Genomic DNA, 19,254 nt, shown 5'->3' on the forward strand with positions numbered 1-19,254 from the left:
GCTCAGAGGATCCAGAAGAACGCGGCCACCGTCGGGACCAGCAGCACCAGCAGGAACGGCAGCGAGCGCCAGGTGAAGACCGGCTTGTCGAGGATCACCCGGGTCACCCCGAAGATGATGAACGCCAACGGCACCGACACGACGAGCAGGATGATCTGGTCGCCCCGCCGGTCCGAGCCCAGCGCGTAGGCCCCGCCCAGGGTGCCGAACAGACCGTGGATCGCCGTGACGACCCAGGTGATCGCCAGGATCCGGCGCCGGACGAGGTTGAGCGACTCCTCCGAGGAGTCCGGGAGGCGGGAGGTCATGCCGTGGTCCTTTCCTGGGCGCGGTCGGCCCGGTCGATCAGTTCGCGCAGCCACCGGTTGACCTGCTCCAGCTCGGCGACGTCCATGTCGAAGCGCTCGAGCATCGTGGTCGGCACGGCAAGGGCCTGCTCGCGCAGCGCCCGTCCCTGGGCGGTGACGGTCAGGGAGAACGCCCGGTCGTCGTCGGGGCGGCGGTCGCGACGCACCAGCCCGGCCGCCTCGAGTCGCTTCACGAGGGGGGAGACGGTGGCCGGCTCGAGCCGCAGCACGTCGCTGAGGCCGCGCAGGGTCAGGCCGTCGGACTCCCACAGGGCCAGCATCACGAGGTACTGCGGATGCGTGAGCCCCAGCGGCTCGAGGACGTCGCGGTAGCTCCCGATCACGGTGCGCGAGGCGACCGAGAGGGCGAAGCACACCTGCTCGTCCAGCGAGAGGGGATTGCGGGACTCGCTCATGTCATCAGTGTACGAACTGTTCGTGTGCTCACGACATGGGGTGCATCCTGTGCGATCGCGTCGTAGGTTGACTCCATGGCCTTCCGCCACCGCCGCAAGTACGACGATTCCGTGCCGCGCGCCCTCCATGCCGCCCGCGAGGCGTACGACTCCGCCACCGCCGAGTACGAGCGCGCCATCGCGCGGGCTCGCGGCGAGTGGGCCGCCGCGCTGGCCGCCGCGATCGAGGCGGGGATGTCCTACCAGGAGATCGCCGACGAGGTCGGTGTCTCGCACACGAGCATCAGTCGCGCGATCAAGCAGTACGGCGCCAGCTGACGCCCCGGCCATGAGGCGAGTTCACGTGGTGGTGCGCGGGCTGGTCCAGGGAGTGGGGTACCGCTGGTCGACGCGGATCGCCGCGGAGCAGGCCGGCGTCTCGGGCTGGGTGCGCAATCGTGCTGACGGCTCCGTCGAGGCCGAGTTGGAGGGAGAGCCGGCGCAGGTCGACGCCGTGCTCGCCTGGATGGCCGAGGGGCCGCCGGGCGGTCAGGTCGAGTCCGTGGACGTCCGCGACCTCGCGACGACCGAGAGTCACGGATTCACCGTCCGCTGAGAAACGAGAAAGGCCCCGGCGAACCGGGGCCTTTCTCGTTGGTACACCCCCTCGGACTCGAACCGAGAACCCATTGATTAAGAGTCAATTGCTCTGCCAATTGAGCTAGGGGTGCTCACGCGCTGCGCGATCACCAACACTACCGCATACCCTCCGCGGGGGTGAAATCCGGCCCCCTCGCTACGCCGATTCCAGCACGGCGCGGGCCGCGTTGTGGCCGCCGATCCCGCTGACGGCACCGCCACGGCGGGCGCCACTGCCGCACAGCAGGACCCGGGGGTGCGCGGTGGCGACGCCCCAGCGATCCGCCGGGGTGCGCGGATGCTCCCCCTCCTCGAGCCACGGCCAGGCCAGGTCGCCGTGGAAGATGTGCCCGCCGGGCATCCACAGCTCGCGCTCGATCTCCGACGGCGTCTTGGCCTCGAGCCCCAGGATGAGCGGCTCGATCGGCTCGGCCAGGTGTGCATCCAGGGCGGCCAGGACTCGGGCCACGGCCGCGTCCTTGGCGCCCGGCGCGTCCAGGACCCCGGGCGGCGTGTGGAGGCCGAAGTAGGTGAGGGTCTGGGCCTCGGAGTCGCGCAACTCCGGGCCGAGGATCGATCGGTCGGTCAGGGTGTGGCAGTAGAACTCCCCGGTCGCCGGGGGCAGGTCGCCGGACGCGGCGGTCGCCCAGGCCAGCTGCAGCTGGTCGAACGACTCGTCGAGGTGGAAGGTCCCCGCGAACGCCACGCGGGGATCGACGCCCGACGCCAGGCGCGGCAACCGCGAGAGCAGCACGTTGAGCTTGAGCTGGGCTCCCGCCGGCTTGGCGGCGGGGGTGCGGCCCAGGAGGCGTTGCAGGACGTACGGTGCGGCACCGAACAGGACCCGGTCGGCGCGCTCGACGAAGCCGTCTCCGGCGATCGTGACGTCCACGTCGCTGACGTCGATCCCGTCGACCTCGGAGTTGAGCCGGATCGTCGCCCCGGCCTCGGTGGCGACGCGTGCCAGCTCGCTCGTGACGGCGCCCATGCCACCGACCGGCACGCGCCACTCGCCGGTCCCGTTGCCGATGAGGTGGTAGAGGAAGCAGCGGTTCTGCACGAGCGTGAGGTCGTCCAGCGAGGCGAACGTGCCGATCAGCGCGTCGGTGGCGACGACGCCGCGCACGATGTCGTCGCTGAAGCGGCGACGCAACGCGGTCCCGAGCGGCTGTTCGACCACATCGGTCCAGATCGCCATCGGCACCCGGTCGCGCACGTCGCCGATGTGGGGCAGCGGCTCCAGCAGAGTCGGCGCGAGGGCCCCGGCCAGCGTGCCCACCTCGTCGTAGAAGGAGCTCCAGGCGTCGAACGCGCGGTCGTCGCCGGTCAGCTCGGCGAAGCTCTGCCGGGTCGCCTCGCCGGCGTCGGTCTCGACGAGGAGTCCACCGGCGCGACCGTCGCGTCTCCACGGGGTGAACGACGCCGTGTCGCGCGAGCGGAGCTCGAGGTCCAGCCCCAGCTCGTCGATCAGGGCCTGGGGGAACAGGCTGACGAGGTAGGAGAACCGTGAGAGGCGCGCGTCGTACCCGTCGAACGCCGGCGCGCTGACGGCAGCGCCGCCGACGCGATCGAGGCGCTCCAGCACCAGCACCTCGTGGCCCGCGCGGGCCAACAGTGCGGCGGCGACGAGCCCGTTGTGTCCAGCTCCGACGATGACGACGCGTTCGGCCATGGCACGAGCGTATGACGCCGCGGGTCTTCTAGGGTGAGGCCCATGTCACAGCAGTACGTCGGTGCGATCGACCAAGGCACGACCAGTACGCGGTTCATGGTGTTCGACCATGGCGGGGACGAGGTCGGCCGGCACCAGGTCGAGCACGAGCAGATCCTGCCGCAGGCCGGGTGGGTCGAGCACGACGCCGCGGAGATCTGGGCGAACACCCGCACGGTCGTCGAGAAGGGCCTGGAGGCCGCCGGCATCGCCGCGACGGACCTGGCTGCCGTCGGCATCACCAACCAGCGCGAGACCACCGTGGTCTGGGATCGTCGCACGGGCGAGCCGTACGGCCACGCGATCGTGTGGCAGGACACCCGCACCGCCGCTCTCGCGCGGACCATCGAGGAGGACGGCCGCGGCGCGATCGTCCACGCGAAGTCGGGCCTGCCGCCCGCCGCGTACTTCGCCGGCGGGAAGCTGCACTGGATCCTCGAGAACGTCGACGGGGTCCGCGCCGACGCCGAGGCGGGGCACGCCCTGTTCGGCACGATCGACACCTGGCTGATCTGGAACCTCACCGGTGGGCCGGACGGCGGCGTCCACGTCACCGACGTCACGAACGCCAGCCGCACGATGCTGATGGACATCGAGGCCCTGCAGTGGGACGACGAGCTGCTCGAGATCTTCGAGATCCCGCGGCAGATGCTGCCCGAGATCACGTCCTCCTCGCAGGAGTTCGGCCGCACGCGCGCCGATGGTCCCTTCGGGACCGAGGTGGTCCTCGCGGGCAATCTCGGCGACCAGCACGCCGCGCTGGTCGGTCAGGCCTGCTTCGAGCCCGGGATGCTCAAGAACACGTACGGCACGGGCAACTTCCTCGTGCTCAACACCGGCACCGAGATCGTCCGCTCCGAGCGAGGTCTGCTGACCACGGTGGCCTACCGCTTCGGGGACGCGCCGCCCGTCTACGCCCTCGAGGGCTCGATCGCGGTCACCGGGTCGGCGATCCAGTGGCTGCGCGACCAGTTGAAGGTGTTCGCCGAGGCGGCCGACTCCGAGGCGCTCGCCGAGACCGTCGACGACAACGGCGGGGTCTACTTCGTGCCGGCGTTCAGCGGTCTGTTCGCGCCGTACTGGCGTCCGGACGCGCGTGGGGTGATCGTCGGCCTCTCGCGCTTCAACACGGTCGCGCACGTGGCGCGCGCCGCGCTCGAGGCGATCTGTTACCAGAGCAAGGACGTCGTCGACGTCATGGTCGCGGACTCCGGCATCGAGCTCGAGGTGCTGCGGGTCGACGGCGGCATCACCGCCAACGAGCTGTGCATGCAGATCCAGGCCGACATCCTCGACATCGAGGTCAGCCGCCCGGTCGTCGCCGAGACCACGGCGCTCGGCGCGGCCTACGCGGCCGGGCTGGCCGTCGGGTTCTGGACCGGCACCGACGAGCTGGTCGCCAACTGGTCGGAGTCGAAACGGTGGACCTCCCAGTGGACCGACGAGGACCGTGAAGCCGGATATCACCAGTGGAAGAAGGCCGTGGAGCGCACGCTCGGGTGGGTCGAGTGAGCGCCGGGACCCGCGCCGGCCTGTCGGCCGCGCTGCAGGCCGAGCGGGCCGTGATCCGCGGCTTCGCCCGGCTGCCCGAGTCCGTCGTCGCCCGCCTCGGCCGTCATGCGCCGGTGAACCGCGACGGTGAGCAGCTCGCTCCCGAGATCGCCGTGGCCCTGCGCGTCATGAACCGCATCCCCGGCAGCGACTTCACCCAGTACCCCGTCGAGCAGGCGCGCCGCATGCTCACCGACGAGGCGCTCGTGTTCGCCGACGTCTTCGAGGACTTCGCGGTCGAGGAGGACCTCGTGATCCCCGGACCGGCCGGCCCTATCCCCGCCACCCGCTACCGCGCCACGACGGAGTCGAAGGGCCTGGTCGTGTACTTCCACGGCGGGGGATGGGTCCTGGGCAGCCGGGTCAGCACCGATTCGGCCGTGCGCTTCCTGGCTCGCGAGGCCGGGGTCGACATCCTCTCGGTGGACTACCGGTTGGCGCCCGAGCACCCGTTCCCGGCGGCGGTCGAGGACGCGGCCGCCGCGTGGGACTTCGCGGTCGACCACGCGCCCGGGTGGGGCGTCGACCCGACCCGCATCGTCGTGGCCGGCGACAGCGCCGGCGGCAACCTGGCGGCCGTGCTGGCGCACCACCTGCGGGGCCGCGACGTCGTGCCGGTCCTGCAACTCCTGCTCTTCCCCGTGACGGACCTGTCGACGAAGCACCCCTCCTACGCCGAGTTCCGCGAGGGCTTCTTCCTCACCGAGCAGCACATGGACTGGTACGCCGAGCGGTACCTGGCCGACCCGGCCGATGCCCTCGATCCGCGCGCGTCCCCGCTGCTCGCCGAGGACCTCACCGGCCTGCCGCCGGCCTACGTCGCGGTCGCCGGGTTCGACCCCTTGCGCGACGAGGGCATCGCCTATGCCAGGCGCCTGGAGGAGGCGGGCGTGCCCACCACGCTGGCCCGCGAGGGATCGCTGATCCACGCCTTCATCAACATCACCGGTGTCAGCCGGACGGCCAGGGAGGCGACGATCCGCATCGCCCGGGCGATCGAGGCGTCGATGGCCTGAGGCTGGTTGACTGGTGGGCATGCGACCGGTTGCCCTGTCTCCGACCCACCGCGAGGACGCCCTGGACGCACTGGGCGCCACGCACCTCGACGTCCTCGTCATCGGCGGTGGTGTCGTCGGCGGGGGTGCGGCCCTCGACGCCGCGACGCGCGGACTGACGGTCGGTCTGGTCGAGGCGCGCGACTTCGCGTCCGGCACCTCCAGCCGGTCGAGCAAGCTGATCCACGGCGGCCTGCGCTACCTCGAGATGCTCGACTTCCGGCTCGTGGCCGAGGCGCTGGGGGAGCGCAGCCTGCTCATCGACAAGCTGGCGCCGCACCTGGTCAAGCCCGTGCCGTTCCTCTACCCCCTGACGCACCGGGTGTGGGAGCGGTTCTACGCCGGCTCCGGCGTCGCCCTCTACGACTCGATGGCGCTGCTGTCGGGCCGCTCGCGCGGCGTGCCGCGCCACCGGCACCTCACTCGCACCGGCGCGCGCCGCATGATGCCGGCGCTGCGCAAGGACGCCCTGGTCGGCGCGCTGCACTACTACGACGGCCAGGTCGACGACGCCCGTCACACCATGTTCCTGTCGCGCACAGCCGCCGCCTACGGTGCCCACGTCGCCAGCCGCACCCGCGTGATCGACCTGCTGCGCGAGGGCGGCCGGGTCGTCGGCGCCCGCGTCAAGGACCTCGAGAGCGGCCGCGAGATCGACGTCCGTGCCCGCCAGGTGGTCAACGCGACCGGCGTCTGGACCGACGAGACGCAGTCGTTCGCGGGGGAGCGCGGCCAGTTCAACGTGCGGGCCAGCAAGGGCATCCACCTCGTCGTTCCCCGCGACCGCATCCGCGGCGAGTCCGGGCTGATCCTGCGCACCGAGAAGTCGGTGCTGTTCGTCATCCCGTGGGGCCGGCACTGGATCATCGGCACGACCGACACGGACTGGTCGCTGAGCAAGGACCATCCGGCCGCCAGTGCGAAGGACATCGAGTACCTGCTCGAGCACGTCAACCAGGTGCTCGTGGAGCCGCTCGTGCCCGAGGACGTCGAGGGCGTGTTCGCCGGGCTGCGGCCGTTGCTGGCCGGCGAGTCCGAGGCCACGAGCAAGCTCTCGCGCGAGCACGCCGTCTCCACCTCGGTCCCGGGGCTCGTCGTCATCGCCGGCGGCAAGTACACGACGTACCGGATCATGGCCAAGGACGCCATCGACGCCGCGGTGCAGCAGATGAGCTCGCTGCTCGACCGGCGGGTGCCGGCCTGCGTCACCGACGACATCCCCCTGCTGGGCGCCGACGGCTACGCGGCGCTGTGGAACCGCCGGCAGGCCCTCGCCGAGGCGCACGGGCTGGGCGTGGGACGGATCGAGCACCTGCTGAACCGGTTCGGCACGTTGGCCACCGAGGTGCTCGAGCTCATCGCCGAGCGTCCCGACCTGGCCGAGCCCCTCGGCGGCGCCGACGACTACCTGCGCGCCGAGGTCGTCTACGGCGTCACCCATGAGGGGGCGCGGCACCTCGACGACATCCTGGCTCGCCGGACGCGCATCTCGATCGAGACCTTCCACCGAGGCACGGAGTGCGCGGAGGAGGTGGCCGCTCTCATGGCCGAGGCCCTGGACTGGTCCGACGCCCACCGCGAGCGCGAGGTCGACCACTACCTCAAGCGGGTCGAGGCCGAGCTCGAGAGCCAGACGATGCCCGACGACGAGACGGCCGACGCGGCGCGCATGGGCGCGCCCGACGTCGTGCCGGTCGGCCACCTGTGAGCGTCGATCCGTCGCGCGTCCTGGTGGTCGCCGCGACGAAGGTCGAGGCGGCGTACGTGCCCGAGCATCTCGAGGTCGTGCTGACCGGGATCGGCAAGGTCGAGGCCGCGGCGGTGACGGCCGCCGCGATCGCCCGCTCGCGGCCCGAGCTGGTGCTGAACGTGGGCACCGCGGGCGCTCTGAGGCCCGGGCTGACCGGGCTGTTCCTGCCGTCGACCGTGGTGAACCACGACTACTCCGCCGACGCGATCCGCGCACTCGGCCACGACGCCGTCGACGAGATCGAGATCGCGGGCGGTGACGGCACGGTGCTGGCCACCGGCGACCTGTTCGTGACCGACCCCGTCGTGCGTGACGCGCTGGCCGCGCGGGCGCAACTGGTCGACATGGAGGGCTTCGCGGTCGCGCGCGCCTGCCGGCTGGCCGGCGTGCCGTGCCGGCTGGTCAAGATCGTCAGCGACGCCGCGGACGACTCGGCCCTCGAGTGGGCGGCGGTCGTCGATGCGTGCGCCCGGCTGATCGGACACTGGGTCCGCGACGAGATCGGCTGATTATCCGCGGTGGTGCACGAGGAACAGCAGTGCCGTCGTCAGGAGCAGACCGCCGGTCAGGAAGCAGACCCGCGCGGGGCTCGAACGTGACTCCTCTGGTGCGGTGAGCGTCACGACCATCGTGCCGAGCGAGATCATCACTGCCATCGCGATGTACACCGGCGTGCGATAGAGCCAGGCGTACAGGACGAAGTGCATCGAGGTGATCGCCGCGAAGGTGAACGGCACGAGGCGGTACTGGTGCCTGACCACGAGGACGATCAGGAGCGGCAGGCCGAGCAGTTGCGAGGTCCCGATCAACACCGAGAGTTGGGTGATCTCGTCGCCCACGGGCCGGTCGGGGCCGATCGCGCCGATGAGTGCCGAGAGCCCGAGCGCCGCCGGCAGCGCGAACAGTCCCTGGAAGAGCGTCGCGTAGGTCGCCACCTGTTCGGTGGTCCGACGCCACAGCAGGCCGCAGGCCACCCACGTCACGCCGTAGGCGGTGAGGAAGGCCACGCCGGAGAGGTTCTGCTCGGCGAGCCGTTCGAGGGAGGTGATCAGGTCCACGGGGGCCACTGTGTCATCGCCGAGAATGCGACCGAGGCCCGGACCTGCCCGCGAGGGCGAGGTCCGGGCCTCGGTCGTTCTGGGGTGGATGACGGGACTTGAACCCGCGGCCACCGGCACCACAAGCCGGTGCTCTACCAACTGAGCTACACCCACCATGTGCGCCTCGCGGCGCAGCGCGACGAGTCTACCGGACGTCGCAGCCGGGTCCTACTCGGGCTGGCTGCCTGCCGTGATCTCGGCCGCGATGGCGCGCGCGGTCTCGGTGTCGATGCCCGGGTCGGGGGTGAAGATCGCGCGGCGGTAGTAGCGCAGCTCGTCGATGCTCTCGCGGATGTCGGCCAGGGCGCGGTGGGCTCCGCCCTTCTCGGGTGCGGCGAAGTACGCCCGGGGGAACCAGCGGCGAGCCAGCTCCTTGATGGAGGACACGTCGATGACGCGGTAGTGCAGGTACGACTCGAGCTCGACCATGTCGCGGGCGAGGAAGGCGCGGTCGGTGCCGATCGAGTTGCCGGCCAGCGGCGTCTTGCCCGGCTCGGGGGAGTACTGGCGCACGTACTCGAGCACCTGTTCCTCGGCCTCGCGGACGGTGATCCCGGAGTCGAGCTCGTCGAGCAGGCCCGACGTCGTGTGCATCGTGGTCACGACCTCGTTCATCTGCTCCAGGGCGGCCTGCGGAGGCTTGATGATCAGGTCGACCCCGTCACCGAGGATGTTGAGGTCGTAGTCGGTCACCAGGGCCGCGATCTCGATCAGGGCGTCGTCCTGGAGGGACAGCCCGGTCATCTCACAATCGACCCACACCAGCTTGTCGTTCACCCCGCCACCCTAGTGCGCTTCGGCGACGGGTGCGTCTCGCCCGGTAGGCTTCCGGCGGTACCACGTCCATGTCCGAGGAGCTCACGTGACGAACGACCGCCAGGCCCGCGCCGCCCGCGCCGAGCAGATGCGCAAGGAACGACAGAAGGCCGAGCGCAAGCAGCGCAACAAGATCACCGTCGCCATCGTCGCGGTGGTCGTCGTGCTCATCGCCCTGGCCGCCTGGGGCGTCAAGTCGCTCTCGGACCAGAACGCGAAGAACACCGAGGTCATCGAGCCGCGGAACCTCGTCGACGACGGAGTGCCGTTCCCCGCGACCGGCGAAGCCGACGCGGCCCAGAAGCCGATCGTCGAGCTCTTCGAGGACTTCCTGTGCCCCGCGTGCGCCTCGTTCGAGCAGGTCAGTGGCAAGTTCCTGCAGAGCCAGGCGGCCGCCGGCGAGATCCAGCTGCGCTTCATGCCGTTCTCGTTCCTGCACCGTCAGAGCACCAACGACTACTCCCGCCGGGCCACCAACCTGGCGATGTGCGTCGTCGACCAGGACGGCGACGAGGCGTTCTGGAAGGTGCACGACTCGCTCTACGCGACCCAGCCGCAGGAGGGTGGCGCCGGTCCCGAGGACGCGGCGCTCATCGAGTTGGCCGAGGAGGCCGGCGTGACCGGCATCGACAACTGCGTGCGCACCGAGAAGTTCGTGCCGTGGATCGACCAGGTTCAGAAGACGTTCTCGGACGACCGCAAGGTCTCGGGCACGCCGTCGGTGTTCATCAACGGCAAGGAGAGCCAGGCGCGCACGCCGGACGAGCTGCAGAAGGCGATCGCCGACGCCTCGAAGTCCTGACGTGACGAACCAGCGACGCAAGGCGTCCGCTCGCGCCGAGGCGGCTCGCCTGGAGCGTGAGCGGGCCGAGCGCCGCAAGCGCCTCATCCTGACCGGCTCGATCGCCGCTGCCGCCACGGCGCTCGTCGCGGCCGCGGCGTGGGGCGTGTCGGCCCTCGCCTCGGCGGACGAGGACCGCGACGTCGTCGCGCCGCGGTACGTCAGCGGTGGCGCGCCGGGCTTCGCCTTCCCTGCGAAGGCCGACCCGGGCGCGCCGGTGGTCGAGGTCTACGCCGACTTCCTGTGCCCGCACTGCGCCGACTTCGCGGCATCGGACGGTGAGCGCTTGTTGAAGGAGCGGGCCGAGGCCGGCGAGATCGCGCTGCGCTTCGTGCCCATGACGATCATGGACGGCCGGGCGTCCGACGGTCCGGCCCACGACGTCATGAACGCGGCGGTCTGCGCGGCCGACGCCGAGGGACCCGAGGCGTTCTGGTCGATGCACACGGCGCTGTTCGCCGCCGGGTTCCACGAGGGCGGGTCCGAGCCGTCCAGCACGGACCTGGACCAGATCGCGCAGGACGCGGGCGTGTCCGGCATCGCCGAGTGCATCGACCAGGACCGCTTCGTGCCGTGGCTGAGCGAGCCGCGTGACGCGGCGCGCGATCGCGGGGTCACCGGCACCCCCACGGTCCTCGTGGACGGCGAGAAGGTCGACGACCCCACGGCCGCGGCACTGCAGGCCGCGATCGACGCGGCCTGAGATCAGCTCACCAGCGCAGCTCGATCTCCAGTTCGTTCTCGTCGCCGATCTCGATCTCGACGGAGAGCTCGACCTCGTCGGGCACGTCGACGGTGATGCGGTTGTCGCCCTTGATGAACTCCACGGAGTTGTGGCGCGCGAGCGCGTCGGCGAGGGCGTGCAGCTTCGCAGCGGCCGCCTCGCGGCTCAGGCGCTGGGTCTGGTCGAGCTCGAACAGGTCCATGGTTTTCTCCTTCGTTGACGAATCCGCGCGCCCGGCAGGACTCGAACCTGCGACCTAGAGATTAGAAGGCTCTTGCTCTATCCAGCTGAGCTACGGGCGCTCGGGGCCAGACTATCGGGACCGGCCGGTGTCCCCGCGGCGCTCTACTCTGGTCCGGTGACGACGACCGCGGCGCTGGTACTGCCCCCCGAGGTGGACCCCCTCCGACAACGTGGCCGCAAGCTCCTGGTCGTCCTGGTCTGGATCACGGCGGTCGTCGGCGCCGGTGGCGCGGTGTTCTTCGCGTCGATCTCCGGTTCGATCGCGGGCACGTCGCTCGCGCTGGTCTACGCCCTCATCCCGTTGCCCGTCGCGCTGTTCGCGTACTGGTGGCTCGACCGGGTCGAGCCCGAGCCGTTCCGGTACAAGGCCGCCGCCTTCGTGTGGGGCGCGGTGGTGGCGGTGGGCATCGCCCTGCCGGTCGAGATCGCGATGTCGCGCCTGGGCATGAACGAGGAGTGGCTCACGGCGGTCGGGGCCCCCGTGGCCGAGGAGTTCGCCAAGGGCCTGTTCGTCCTGCTGACGCTCGTCCGGGTGCGCCGGATCATCGACGGAGTCCTCGACGGTCTCGTCGTCTCGGGGCTCGTGGCGCTGGGCTTCGCGGCGATGGAGAACGTCGGCTACTACGCAGCCAGCTACCTCGGGTTCGACGAGGTGCCGTACTCCGGCGCCGAGATGGCCACCGCGACCTTCGTCGTCCGCGGCCTGTTCAGCCCTTTCGCCCATCCGCTGTTCACCGCGGCGATCGGCATCGCGATGGGCCTGGCCGTCCACCGCTCGTCGCGGTTGCAGCGCTGGGGTCTGCTGGCGCTGGGCTACCTCGCCAGCGTCGGGCTGCACGCGATCTGGAACGGCGCGATCGTCGTCGGCGGCGGCATCGGGTTCCTGCTGGCCTACATCGTGCTGGCGGCACTGCTGCTCGGCCTGGGCGTCACGGCCGTGGTGCTGCGCATGAGCCAGATCGACATCCTGTCCCGGGCGTTGACCGACATCGCCCGCCGCGGCTGGATCCATCCCGCCGAGGTGCCGTGGCTCGTCCGCTTCGCTCGCCGGCGCCAGGCCAGGGCCTACGCGGCTCGGTACGGACCCGTCGCCGTCGATGCCGTCAAGCGCTACCAGCGGCTCGCGACCGAGGTCGCGTTCCTGCACGACGCGGTGATGACCGGGGTGGCCAAGCCGGGCGGCCCCGACCGCACCTACGCGCTGCTGGACCGGATGTGGCACCTGCGCCCGTTCCTGCACCTGCCGCCGGCTCTCCCGCCGGGGATGAAGTAGTCACGCGTCGATTCGGTGCGGCTCGGTACCGGACGGTAAGGTCGAGCTTATGGATTATCGCGTCAAGGACCTGTCCCTCCACGAGTACGGCCGCAAGGAGATCGAGCTCGCGGAGCACGAGATGCCCGGCCTCATGGCCATGCGTGAGCGCTACGGGGACAGCAAGCCCTTGGCCGGCGCCCGCATCGCCGGTTCGCTGCACATGACGATCCAGACCGCGGTCCTCATCGAGACGCTCACGGCGCTGGGCGCCGACGTCCGCTGGGCGACCTGCAACATCTTCTCCACCCAGGACCACGCCGCCGCCGCGGTCGTCGTCGGGCCGAACGGCACGCCGGACGATCCGCAGGGCACGCCGGTCTTCGCGTGGAAGGGCGAGACGCTCGCCGAGTACTGGGACGAGGCCGAGAAGGTCTTCGCCTTCACCGACGAGCAGGGTGCCGAGTGCGGCCCCAACGTGCTGCTCGACGACGGTGGCGACATCACGATGCTGCTGCACCTGGGCGTCGAGTACGAGAAGGCCGGCGCCGTTCCTCCGCAGGACAGCACCGACAACGAGGAGTTCAAGGAGGTGCTGCGCGTCCTGGCCCGTTCGCTGGAGACCAAGCCGCAGTACTGGACGAACATCGCCAAGGACATCAAGGGCGTCTCCGAGGAGACCACCACCGGCGTCCTGCGCCTGTACGACCGCTTCCGTGAGGGCACGCTGCTCTTCCCGGCGATCAACGTCAACGACTCGGTCACCAAGAGCAAGTTCGACAACAAGTACGGCTGCCGCCACTCGCTGATCGACGGCATCAACCGCGCCACCGACGTCATGATCGGCGGCAAGGTCGCCGTCGTGTGCGGCTACGGCGACGTCGGCAAGGGCTCGGCGGAGTCGCTGCGCGGCCAGGGTGCCCGCGTCATCGTCACCGAGATCGACCCGATCTGCGCGCTGCAGGCCGCGATGGACGGCTACGAGGTCAAGCGCCTCGAGTCGGTCGTCGAGTACGCCGACATCTTCATCACCACGACGGGCAACTTCGACATCATCCGGGTCGAGCACTTCGAGAAGATGAAGCACCAGGCGATCGTCGGCAACATCGGCCACTTCGACAACGAGATCAACATGGCCGGCCTGGCCAAGATCCCCGGCATCGTCAAGGACGAGATCAAGCCGCAGGTCCACCAGTGGATCTTCCCCGACGGCAAGAAGATCATCGTGCTGTCCGAGGGCCGTCTGCTGAACCTGGGCAACGCGACGGGCCACCCCTCGTTCGTGATGTCGAACTCGTTCACGAACCAGGTCCTCGCGCAGATCGAGCTGTACAGCAAGGCCGACCAGTACGAGTTGGGCGTCCACGTGCTGCCCAAGCACCTCGACGAGGAGGTCGCTCGCCTGCACCTCGACGCCCTGGGCGTCGAGCTGACCGAGCTGACCAAGGAGCAGGCCGAGTACCTCGGCGTCGACGTGGCGGGTCCGTACAAGTCGGACCACTACCGCTACTGAGCATGTCGCAACGTCGCCCCAAGCACGAGCGGGTGCTCGTCGTCGACGACGATGCGTCGTTGGCCGAGATGCTCACGATCGTCCTTGAGGGCGAGGGATTCCGGACGGCCGTCTGTCACACCGGCGACGCGGTGATGGCGGCGTTCGAGGAGTTCAAGCCCGACGTGGTCCTGTTGGACCGGATGCTCCCGGGTCTGGACGGCATGGAGGTGTGCCGCCAGATCCGGGACGTCTCGGGCGTCCCGATCGTGATGCTGACCGCCAAGGGCGAGACGCGGGACATCGTCGACGGCCTCGAGGTCGGCGCCGACGACTACCTCACCAAGCCGTTCCGCAACAGCGAGCTGATCGCCCGGATCCGGGCGCGGCTGCGCCGGCGAGACCCGCTCGGCGGACGGATCGAGTTCGGTGACATCGTCCTGGATCCCCAGGGGCACACCGTCACCCGCGACGGGCGCCCGGTCTCGCTCACCCCGCTGGAGTTCGACCTGCTGGCCTGCCTCATCTCGGCACCCGAGCAGGTCTTCAGTCGCGAGGTGCTGCTGCAGAAGGTGTGGGGCTACCACCACCCCGGTGACACGAAGCTGGTCAACGTCCACATGACGCGACTGCGCCAGAAGATCGAGGACGAGGCCGAGAACCCGCAGGTCATCCGCACGGTGCGCGGCATCGGCTACCAGGCGATCGACCCGGCCTCCCGCTGATGCGCCGGCTCGTGGGGCTGTGGCGCCGTTCGCTGCGCACCCGGGTGGTCATCAACACGGTGCTGCTGAGCACGGCCGTCATCTTGATCGTCGGCTGGGCGCTGCTGCACGACGTGGCCGGCGGCCTGGCCGAGAACCGCCGCGACGCCGCGATCGGCGAGGCCCGCGCCGGCCTGGAGCAGGCCCAGTCCCAGCTCGACGCCGCGGTCGACAGCGAGCCCACCCGTCAGTCGCCGGCGTTGACGCAGCTGGTCGACGCGCTGGCCGCGACCCGCGGCGAGAACCGCTCGTACGAGCTCGTGTTGCAGGGCCCGTTGGCCGAGGCCGGCGGAGCGCCCGTGCGGGCGTCGGGCAACGTCGGCATCGACGCGGTGCCCGCCGACCTGGTTCGCCAGGTCAGCTCCGAGCAGGGCATCTTCTGGACCTTCTCCGAGCTGTCGGTCTTCGGCACCGGTGACGTCCCGGTCGTCACGGTCGGCGGCCGGGTGACCGCGCCCGGCTCGAACGACCGGTACGCGCTCTACTACGTGTTCTCGATGGCCGACCAGCAGGAGACGCTGGGCCTCGTGCGCACCGCCCTGCTGGCCGGTGGCGCGGGACTGCTGGTCATGGTGACGCTCGTCGCCGGACTGGTCGCGCGTCAGGTGGTCGAGCCGGTCCGTCTGGCGCGACGCATCGCCGAGCGGTTCGCGGCCGGCAACCTCGAGCAGCGGATGCACGTCAAGGGCGAGGACGACATCGCGCGCCTGAGCACGTCCTTCAACCAGATGGCCGAGAGCCTGCAGAGTCAGATCCGCCGCCTCGAGAACCTGTCCCGGCTGCAACAGCGCTTCGTGTCGGACGTCTCCCATGAGCTGCGCACGCCGTTGACGACCGTGCAGATGGCCGGTCAGGTGCTCTACGAGGCGCGCCCGGGCTTCGACCCCCAGACCGCGCGAGCGGCCGAGTTGCTGCAGACCGAGGTCGGCCGGTTCGAGGCGTTGCTGTCGGACCTGCTGGACCTGAGCCGCTTCGACGCCGGAGCCGCCACCTTGGAGACCGATCCCGTGGACCTGGCGGCGGTGGCCCGGACCGCGGCGGCGGACGACGTGCTCAAGCGGGCGGGCATCGTGGGCCACGCCCGCGGCGCCGACCGGCCGGCGATCGTCGAGGCGGACTACCGACGGGTCGACCGGATCGTGCGCAACCTCGTCACCAACGCCGCCCGGTACAGCGAGTCCGACCAGGTCGACGTGATCGTGTCCCAGGCGGCCGACCGGGTCTCGTTGGCCGTCCGCGACTACGGCGTCGGCATGGAGCCCGACGTGGTCCGCCGGGTGTTCGACCGCTTCTGGCGCGGTGATCCCGCTCGCTCGCACGGTGGCACGGGGCTCGGGCTGGCGATCGCCCGCGAGGACGCCGCCCTGCACGGCGGGACCCTCGAGGTGTGGTCGCGGCCCGGCGAGGGGACCGAGTTCATCCTGACCCTGCCGCGGGTCGCGGGGGAGCGCGTGTGGTCGCCCGTCACGAGCTCGGTGTTCGCATGAGGGCGCCCCGCACCGCCCTGGTCCTGGCGGTCGTCGCCGCCGTGCTGGCCGGTTGTGCGGGCATCCCGACCTCCGGCCCGGTCGAGCGGGTCCAGGACGAGTCGGGACTGGGCGAGAGCACGGTCCGCTACACCCCGGCAGGCCCGGCGCCCGATGCGACCGAGGCCCAGATCGTGCGCGGCTTCCTCGACGCCATGCTGGCGTACCCGGTGACGCACCGGGTCGCGGCCGAGTACCTGACGCCCGAGGCCGCCGACCAGTGGCGCCCCGGCCGGAGCACCACGGTGTACACGGCGGCGTACGTGTCCTCCGACGCGGTCGGGTCCGGGCGGATCGACCTGACCGCCGACGCGCGTCTCGACGCCCAGGGCCGGTTGACCCGCCTGGGGACCACGAAGCGGTGGGACCTCGACCTGGAGCGGATCGACGGGCAGTGGCGCATCGCGACCCCTCCCGACGGCGTCCTGGTGAGCCGGGGCTGGTTCGAGGACTACGTCCGCACGTTCGACCTGTACTTCCTCGACCAGAGCGGGAGCCACCTGGTGCCCGTACCCGTCCACGAGGTGGTCGGCGACCAGTTGGCGACGTCGCTGATGACCAGCCTGGCGATCGGGCCTCGGCCGGGTTCCGCGCCGGGGCTCACGACCGCCGTCCCGCCCGTCGAGGACCTGCGTGCCTCCGTCCCCGTGGTGGACGGGGTGGCCCAGATCGAGTTCTCGACGCGGGTCGGGGACCTCAAGCCCGCCCTGCAGAAGCGACTCTCGGCCCAGGTCGCCTGGACGCTGCGGCAGGTTCCCATCGTGACCGACGTGCAGATCACCGGCGACGGCACCGTGGTGGCGCCCGCGGGCGAGCCCGTCCAGGACGCGGGCGGCTGGACCTCCTTCGGCCCCGACAAGTCCCGTCGCTGGGCCACGGTCGTGGCCGAGGGTGTGGTCCACCGGGTCGGGCCGCGCTCACGGGAGCGGCTGCCGGGGGACTGGGGCACGGACGACGCCGGCGCGTCGATGGTCGCCGCGGACGAGGAGCGGGTCGTCGCGACGTGGCGCGACCGCGCCCGGGTCACGGCTGCCGACGGCACGGATCCCGTCGACATCACCGGCGAGCGGTTCCTGCGCCCGATCCTGGACATCGACGAGAACGCCTGGCTGGTCGACCGGCCCGCCGGCAGGACCCGCGTCCGGGTTCATGACGGCGAGTCCTTCGTCGGGGTCCCGGCGCCCGAGTTGCGCGGGATCTCGTCGTTCGCGGTCTCGCCCGACGGCGCCCGGTATGCCGCGACCGCGGACGGGCGGCTGTTCGTGGGCGGCGTCGAGCGCCGCGACGGTCGCGTCGTGGGCCTGACCGACGCGACGCGGCTGGCGACCGTCGCCGGAGCCCGCCAGGTCGTGTGGGTCGACGGCTCCCGGGTGGCCCATCTGGGACCACCGGGCAGCCAGGTGCACTCCCTGCGCATCGACGGCACCGAGGTCGTCGACGCCTGGCCCGGCGGTGGTCAACTCCTTCCGGACATCGAGCCGGTCGCCCTCGTGGCGACCGCCGCGGCCGACTCCGACCTCTACCTGCTCGACAGCGAGGGTGGCGTCTGGATCCTCGACCGGACCCGCTGGGTCGCGGTGGACGTCGCGGCCGCACGCGGCATCGCCTGACTCGTCCACAGCCCCGCGCACGGGCTGGCCGGGGTCCGGTTCCACCGCCCAGACTGGCCGGATGCGCGGGTGGTGGCAGGCGGCGGCCGATCTGGTCCTGGGTGTGTGCTGTCCACTGTGCGGGGCGCCCGGACTGCATCCGTGCCGGACCTGCGTCGCCGCGGTCGCGCCCGATCCGGTGGTGATGGACGTCGGCGACGTCCCGGTGGCCGTGGCGGGCGTCCACCGGGGCCTGCGGCGCGAGGCGCTCCTGGCCTGGAAGGTCGGTGGGGCCGCGAGCCTCGATCCGGTGATCGCCCACCACCTCGCGTCGGCCGTGGTGTGCCTGATCGGCGACGTCTCCTCGGTGACCCTGGTGCCGGTGCCCTCGACCCGCCGTTCGCGCCGGGAGCGCGGACGCGAGCTCGTCACGGATCTGGCCGCGTCGACGGCGCGCACGCTCGCCGGCGTGGGCGTCGACGCCCAGGTCCGACCCGTCCTGCGACTGCGGCGACAGACGCGCGATCAGCACGCTCTCAGCCGCGGTGACCGGGCGCTCAACGTCGCCGGATCCATGGCGGCGGCGGCGGTGCCGACCGGCCCCGTGGTGGTCGTCGACGACGTCCTCACGACCGGCGCGACCCTCCTCGAGGCGGTCCGCGCACTGTCCGCGAGCGGGGCGTTCCCGATCCTCGGTGCGGCCGCAGTGGTGATGGCGCAGCCGGGGTCGACACCGGTGGCGAGTCACCCCGGCGACGGACTACGGTCGGGGTAGGGCGAGACGTTTCGGGACTCGCATTCGAGCAAGGAGACAGACATGGAAATCGTGGTCACCGGTCGCAACAGTGAGATCTCGGAGAAGTTCCGCAACCATGTCGCCGAGAAGCTGCAGCGGATCGAGAAGTTCGACAGCCGTCAGCGGATCAGCCGGGTCGAGGTCGAGGTGACGCATGAGAAGAACCCGCGTCAGCCCGAGACCGCCGCCCGTGTCGAGATGACGGTGCGTTCGCGCGGTCCGGCCGTCCGGGTGGAGGCCACCTCCACCGACCAGCACTCGGCACTGGACGCCGCGGTGGACAAGCTCGAGACCCGACTGCGCAAGGTCGTCGAGCGCAAGCGCAGCCACCGCGACAAGCACCGCGCCGAGTCGATCGAGGCGGCCACGGCCGACCTCCCCGTGGCCGACTTCGACGAGCTGGACGACACCGTGGAGTCCGACATCCGCAAGGTCGGACCGCTCGAGGTCGAGGGCGACGGCCCGCTCGTCGTGCGCGAGAAGGAGCACGTCTCCGAGGCGATGACGCTGGATCAGGCCCTCTACGAGATGGAGCTGGTCGGGCACGACTTCTACCTCTTCGTGGAGAAGGACTCGATGAAGCCGAGCGTCGTCTACCGCCGCAAGGGTTACGACTACGGCGTCATTCGTCTCACGGTCGAGGGGTGACGGTCCCGGACGTGG

The 19,254-nt window shown here is 70.9% G+C and carries 21 protein-coding genes and 3 tRNA genes; 15 read left to right on the forward strand and 9 right to left on the reverse strand.

Annotation, left to right across the window (positions count from 1 at the left end; genetic code table 11):
• Positions 1-2: 2 nt before the first annotated feature.
• Both H9L21_RS04240 and H9L21_RS04245 read right to left on the reverse strand, forming a co-directional pair.
• Positions 3-308, reverse strand: coding sequence for a hypothetical protein (locus tag H9L21_RS04240; RefSeq protein ID WP_154595551.1), 306 nt, complete (start codon positions 306-308; stop codon positions 3-5).
• Positions 305-763, reverse strand: a complete 459-nt coding sequence (locus tag H9L21_RS04245; RefSeq protein WP_154595550.1) for a MarR family winged helix-turn-helix transcriptional regulator — start codon at positions 761-763, stop codon at positions 305-307. The genes H9L21_RS04240 and H9L21_RS04245 overlap by 4 nt, the downstream gene beginning before the upstream one ends.
• Positions 764-838: 75 nt before the next feature.
• Here H9L21_RS04245 and H9L21_RS04250 point away from each other — a divergent pair, with 75 nt between their 5' ends.
• Both H9L21_RS04250 and H9L21_RS04255 read left to right on the forward strand, forming a co-directional pair.
• Positions 839-1,081 (forward strand): helix-turn-helix domain-containing protein, encoded by a 243-nt coding sequence (locus H9L21_RS04250; protein ID WP_154595549.1) that lies wholly within the window; start codon positions 839-841, stop codon positions 1,079-1,081.
• 10 nt (positions 1,082-1,091) lie between these two features.
• Entirely contained in the window at positions 1,092-1,358 is a 267-nt protein-coding gene (locus tag H9L21_RS04255) for an acylphosphatase (RefSeq protein WP_154595548.1), read from the forward strand.
• 39 nt (positions 1,359-1,397) lie between these two features.
• Here H9L21_RS04255 and H9L21_RS04260 read toward each other — a convergent pair.
• Both H9L21_RS04260 and H9L21_RS04265 read right to left on the reverse strand, forming a co-directional pair.
• Positions 1,398-1,473 (reverse strand) — tRNA-Lys (locus tag H9L21_RS04260).
• A gap of 65 nt (positions 1,474-1,538) precedes the next feature.
• Complete coding sequence (locus H9L21_RS04265) at positions 1,539-3,053, reverse strand: phytoene desaturase family protein (protein ID WP_154595547.1); 1,515 nt, start codon at positions 3,051-3,053, stop codon at positions 1,539-1,541.
• Positions 3,054-3,095: 42 nt separating this feature from the next.
• Between H9L21_RS04265 and glpK the strand changes: the two genes are divergently transcribed.
• From glpK to H9L21_RS04285, 4 genes are read left to right on the forward strand one after another with little or no spacing between them, the layout of a single operon-like run.
• Positions 3,096-4,604, forward strand: coding sequence for a glycerol kinase GlpK (gene glpK / locus H9L21_RS04270; protein WP_154595546.1), 1,509 nt, complete (start codon positions 3,096-3,098; stop codon positions 4,602-4,604).
• A complete protein-coding gene (locus tag H9L21_RS04275; protein WP_222865850.1) occupies positions 4,601-5,659 on the forward strand; it encodes an alpha/beta hydrolase in 1,059 nt (352 codons plus the stop codon). Before glpK ends, H9L21_RS04275 begins: the two co-directional genes overlap by 4 nt.
• A gap of 19 nt (positions 5,660-5,678) precedes the next feature.
• On the forward strand, positions 5,679-7,406 hold the full coding sequence (locus H9L21_RS04280) for a glycerol-3-phosphate dehydrogenase/oxidase (RefSeq protein WP_154595545.1): 1,728 nt from the start codon (positions 5,679-5,681) through the stop codon (positions 7,404-7,406).
• Entirely contained in the window at positions 7,403-7,957 is a 555-nt protein-coding gene (locus H9L21_RS04285) for a nucleosidase (RefSeq protein ID WP_222865851.1), read from the forward strand. Before H9L21_RS04280 ends, H9L21_RS04285 begins: the two co-directional genes overlap by 4 nt.
• On the opposite strand, the gene H9L21_RS04290 is transcribed toward H9L21_RS04285, so the two are convergent.
• The 3 genes from H9L21_RS04290 to orn form a co-directional block, all read right to left on the reverse strand.
• The gene (locus tag H9L21_RS04290; RefSeq protein WP_154595544.1) at positions 7,958-8,506 is read right to left on the reverse strand and encodes a DUF7010 family protein; all 549 of its coding nucleotides are present in this window, start codon (positions 8,504-8,506) and stop codon (positions 7,958-7,960) included.
• 80 nt (positions 8,507-8,586) lie between these two features.
• A tRNA-His gene (locus tag H9L21_RS04295) sits at positions 8,587-8,662 on the reverse strand.
• Positions 8,663-8,716: 54 nt separating this feature from the next.
• A complete protein-coding gene (orn, locus tag H9L21_RS04300; RefSeq protein ID WP_187411794.1) occupies positions 8,717-9,325 on the reverse strand; it encodes an oligoribonuclease in 609 nt (202 codons plus the stop codon).
• A gap of 85 nt (positions 9,326-9,410) precedes the next feature.
• Between orn and H9L21_RS04305 the strand changes: the two genes are divergently transcribed.
• Together H9L21_RS04305 and H9L21_RS04310 are read left to right on the forward strand one after the other, a co-directional pair.
• Entirely contained in the window at positions 9,411-10,166 is a 756-nt protein-coding gene (locus tag H9L21_RS04305; RefSeq protein WP_154595543.1) for a DsbA family protein, read from the forward strand.
• A 1-nt stretch (position 10,167) separates the two neighbouring features.
• Positions 10,168-10,908: a DsbA family protein gene (locus H9L21_RS04310; RefSeq protein WP_154595542.1), complete on the forward strand. Its 741-nt coding sequence runs from the start codon at positions 10,168-10,170 to the stop codon at positions 10,906-10,908.
• Positions 10,909-10,915: 7 nt separating this feature from the next.
• Here H9L21_RS04310 and H9L21_RS04315 read toward each other — a convergent pair whose 3' ends face one another.
• Positions 10,916-11,131 (reverse strand): amphi-Trp domain-containing protein, encoded by a 216-nt coding sequence (locus H9L21_RS04315; protein ID WP_154595541.1) that lies wholly within the window; start codon positions 11,129-11,131, stop codon positions 10,916-10,918.
• A gap of 26 nt (positions 11,132-11,157) precedes the next feature.
• Positions 11,158-11,231: transfer RNA gene (locus H9L21_RS04320), tRNA-Arg, on the reverse strand.
• Positions 11,232-11,287: 56 nt separating this feature from the next.
• On the opposite strand from H9L21_RS04320, the gene H9L21_RS04325 reads away from it, so the two are divergent.
• The 7 genes from H9L21_RS04325 to hpf all read left to right on the forward strand — a co-directional run bounded on the left by H9L21_RS04325 (position 11,288) and on the right by hpf (position 19,239).
• Positions 11,288-12,445, forward strand: a complete 1,158-nt coding sequence (locus H9L21_RS04325) for a PrsW family intramembrane metalloprotease (RefSeq protein WP_187411795.1) — start codon at positions 11,288-11,290, stop codon at positions 12,443-12,445.
• A 49-nt stretch (positions 12,446-12,494) separates the two neighbouring features.
• A complete protein-coding gene (gene ahcY, locus H9L21_RS04330) occupies positions 12,495-13,937 on the forward strand; it encodes an adenosylhomocysteinase (protein ID WP_154595539.1) in 1,443 nt (480 codons plus the stop codon).
• 2 nt (positions 13,938-13,939) lie between these two features.
• On the forward strand, positions 13,940-14,641 hold the full coding sequence (mtrA, locus tag H9L21_RS04335) for an MtrAB system response regulator MtrA (protein ID WP_154595538.1): 702 nt from the start codon (positions 13,940-13,942) through the stop codon (positions 14,639-14,641).
• The gene (gene mtrB / locus H9L21_RS04340; RefSeq protein ID WP_154595537.1) at positions 14,641-16,167 is read left to right on the forward strand and encodes an MtrAB system histidine kinase MtrB; all 1,527 of its coding nucleotides are present in this window, start codon (positions 14,641-14,643) and stop codon (positions 16,165-16,167) included. Before mtrA ends, mtrB begins: the two co-directional genes overlap by 1 nt.
• Positions 16,164-17,816, forward strand: a complete 1,653-nt coding sequence (locus H9L21_RS04345; RefSeq protein WP_154595536.1) for an LpqB family beta-propeller domain-containing protein — start codon at positions 16,164-16,166, stop codon at positions 17,814-17,816. Before mtrB ends, H9L21_RS04345 begins: the two co-directional genes overlap by 4 nt.
• Before the next feature lie 61 nt (positions 17,817-17,877).
• On the forward strand, positions 17,878-18,570 hold the full coding sequence (locus H9L21_RS04350) for a ComF family protein (protein ID WP_154595535.1): 693 nt from the start codon (positions 17,878-17,880) through the stop codon (positions 18,568-18,570).
• 42 nt (positions 18,571-18,612) lie between these two features.
• Positions 18,613-19,239, forward strand: a complete 627-nt coding sequence (gene hpf, locus H9L21_RS04355; protein WP_154595534.1) for a ribosome hibernation-promoting factor, HPF/YfiA family — start codon at positions 18,613-18,615, stop codon at positions 19,237-19,239.
• Positions 19,240-19,254: the final 15 nt, after the last annotated feature.

This window comes from Aeromicrobium senzhongii, from assembly GCF_014334735.1.
GTDB lineage: Bacteria > Actinomycetota > Actinomycetes > Propionibacteriales > Nocardioidaceae > Aeromicrobium > Aeromicrobium senzhongii.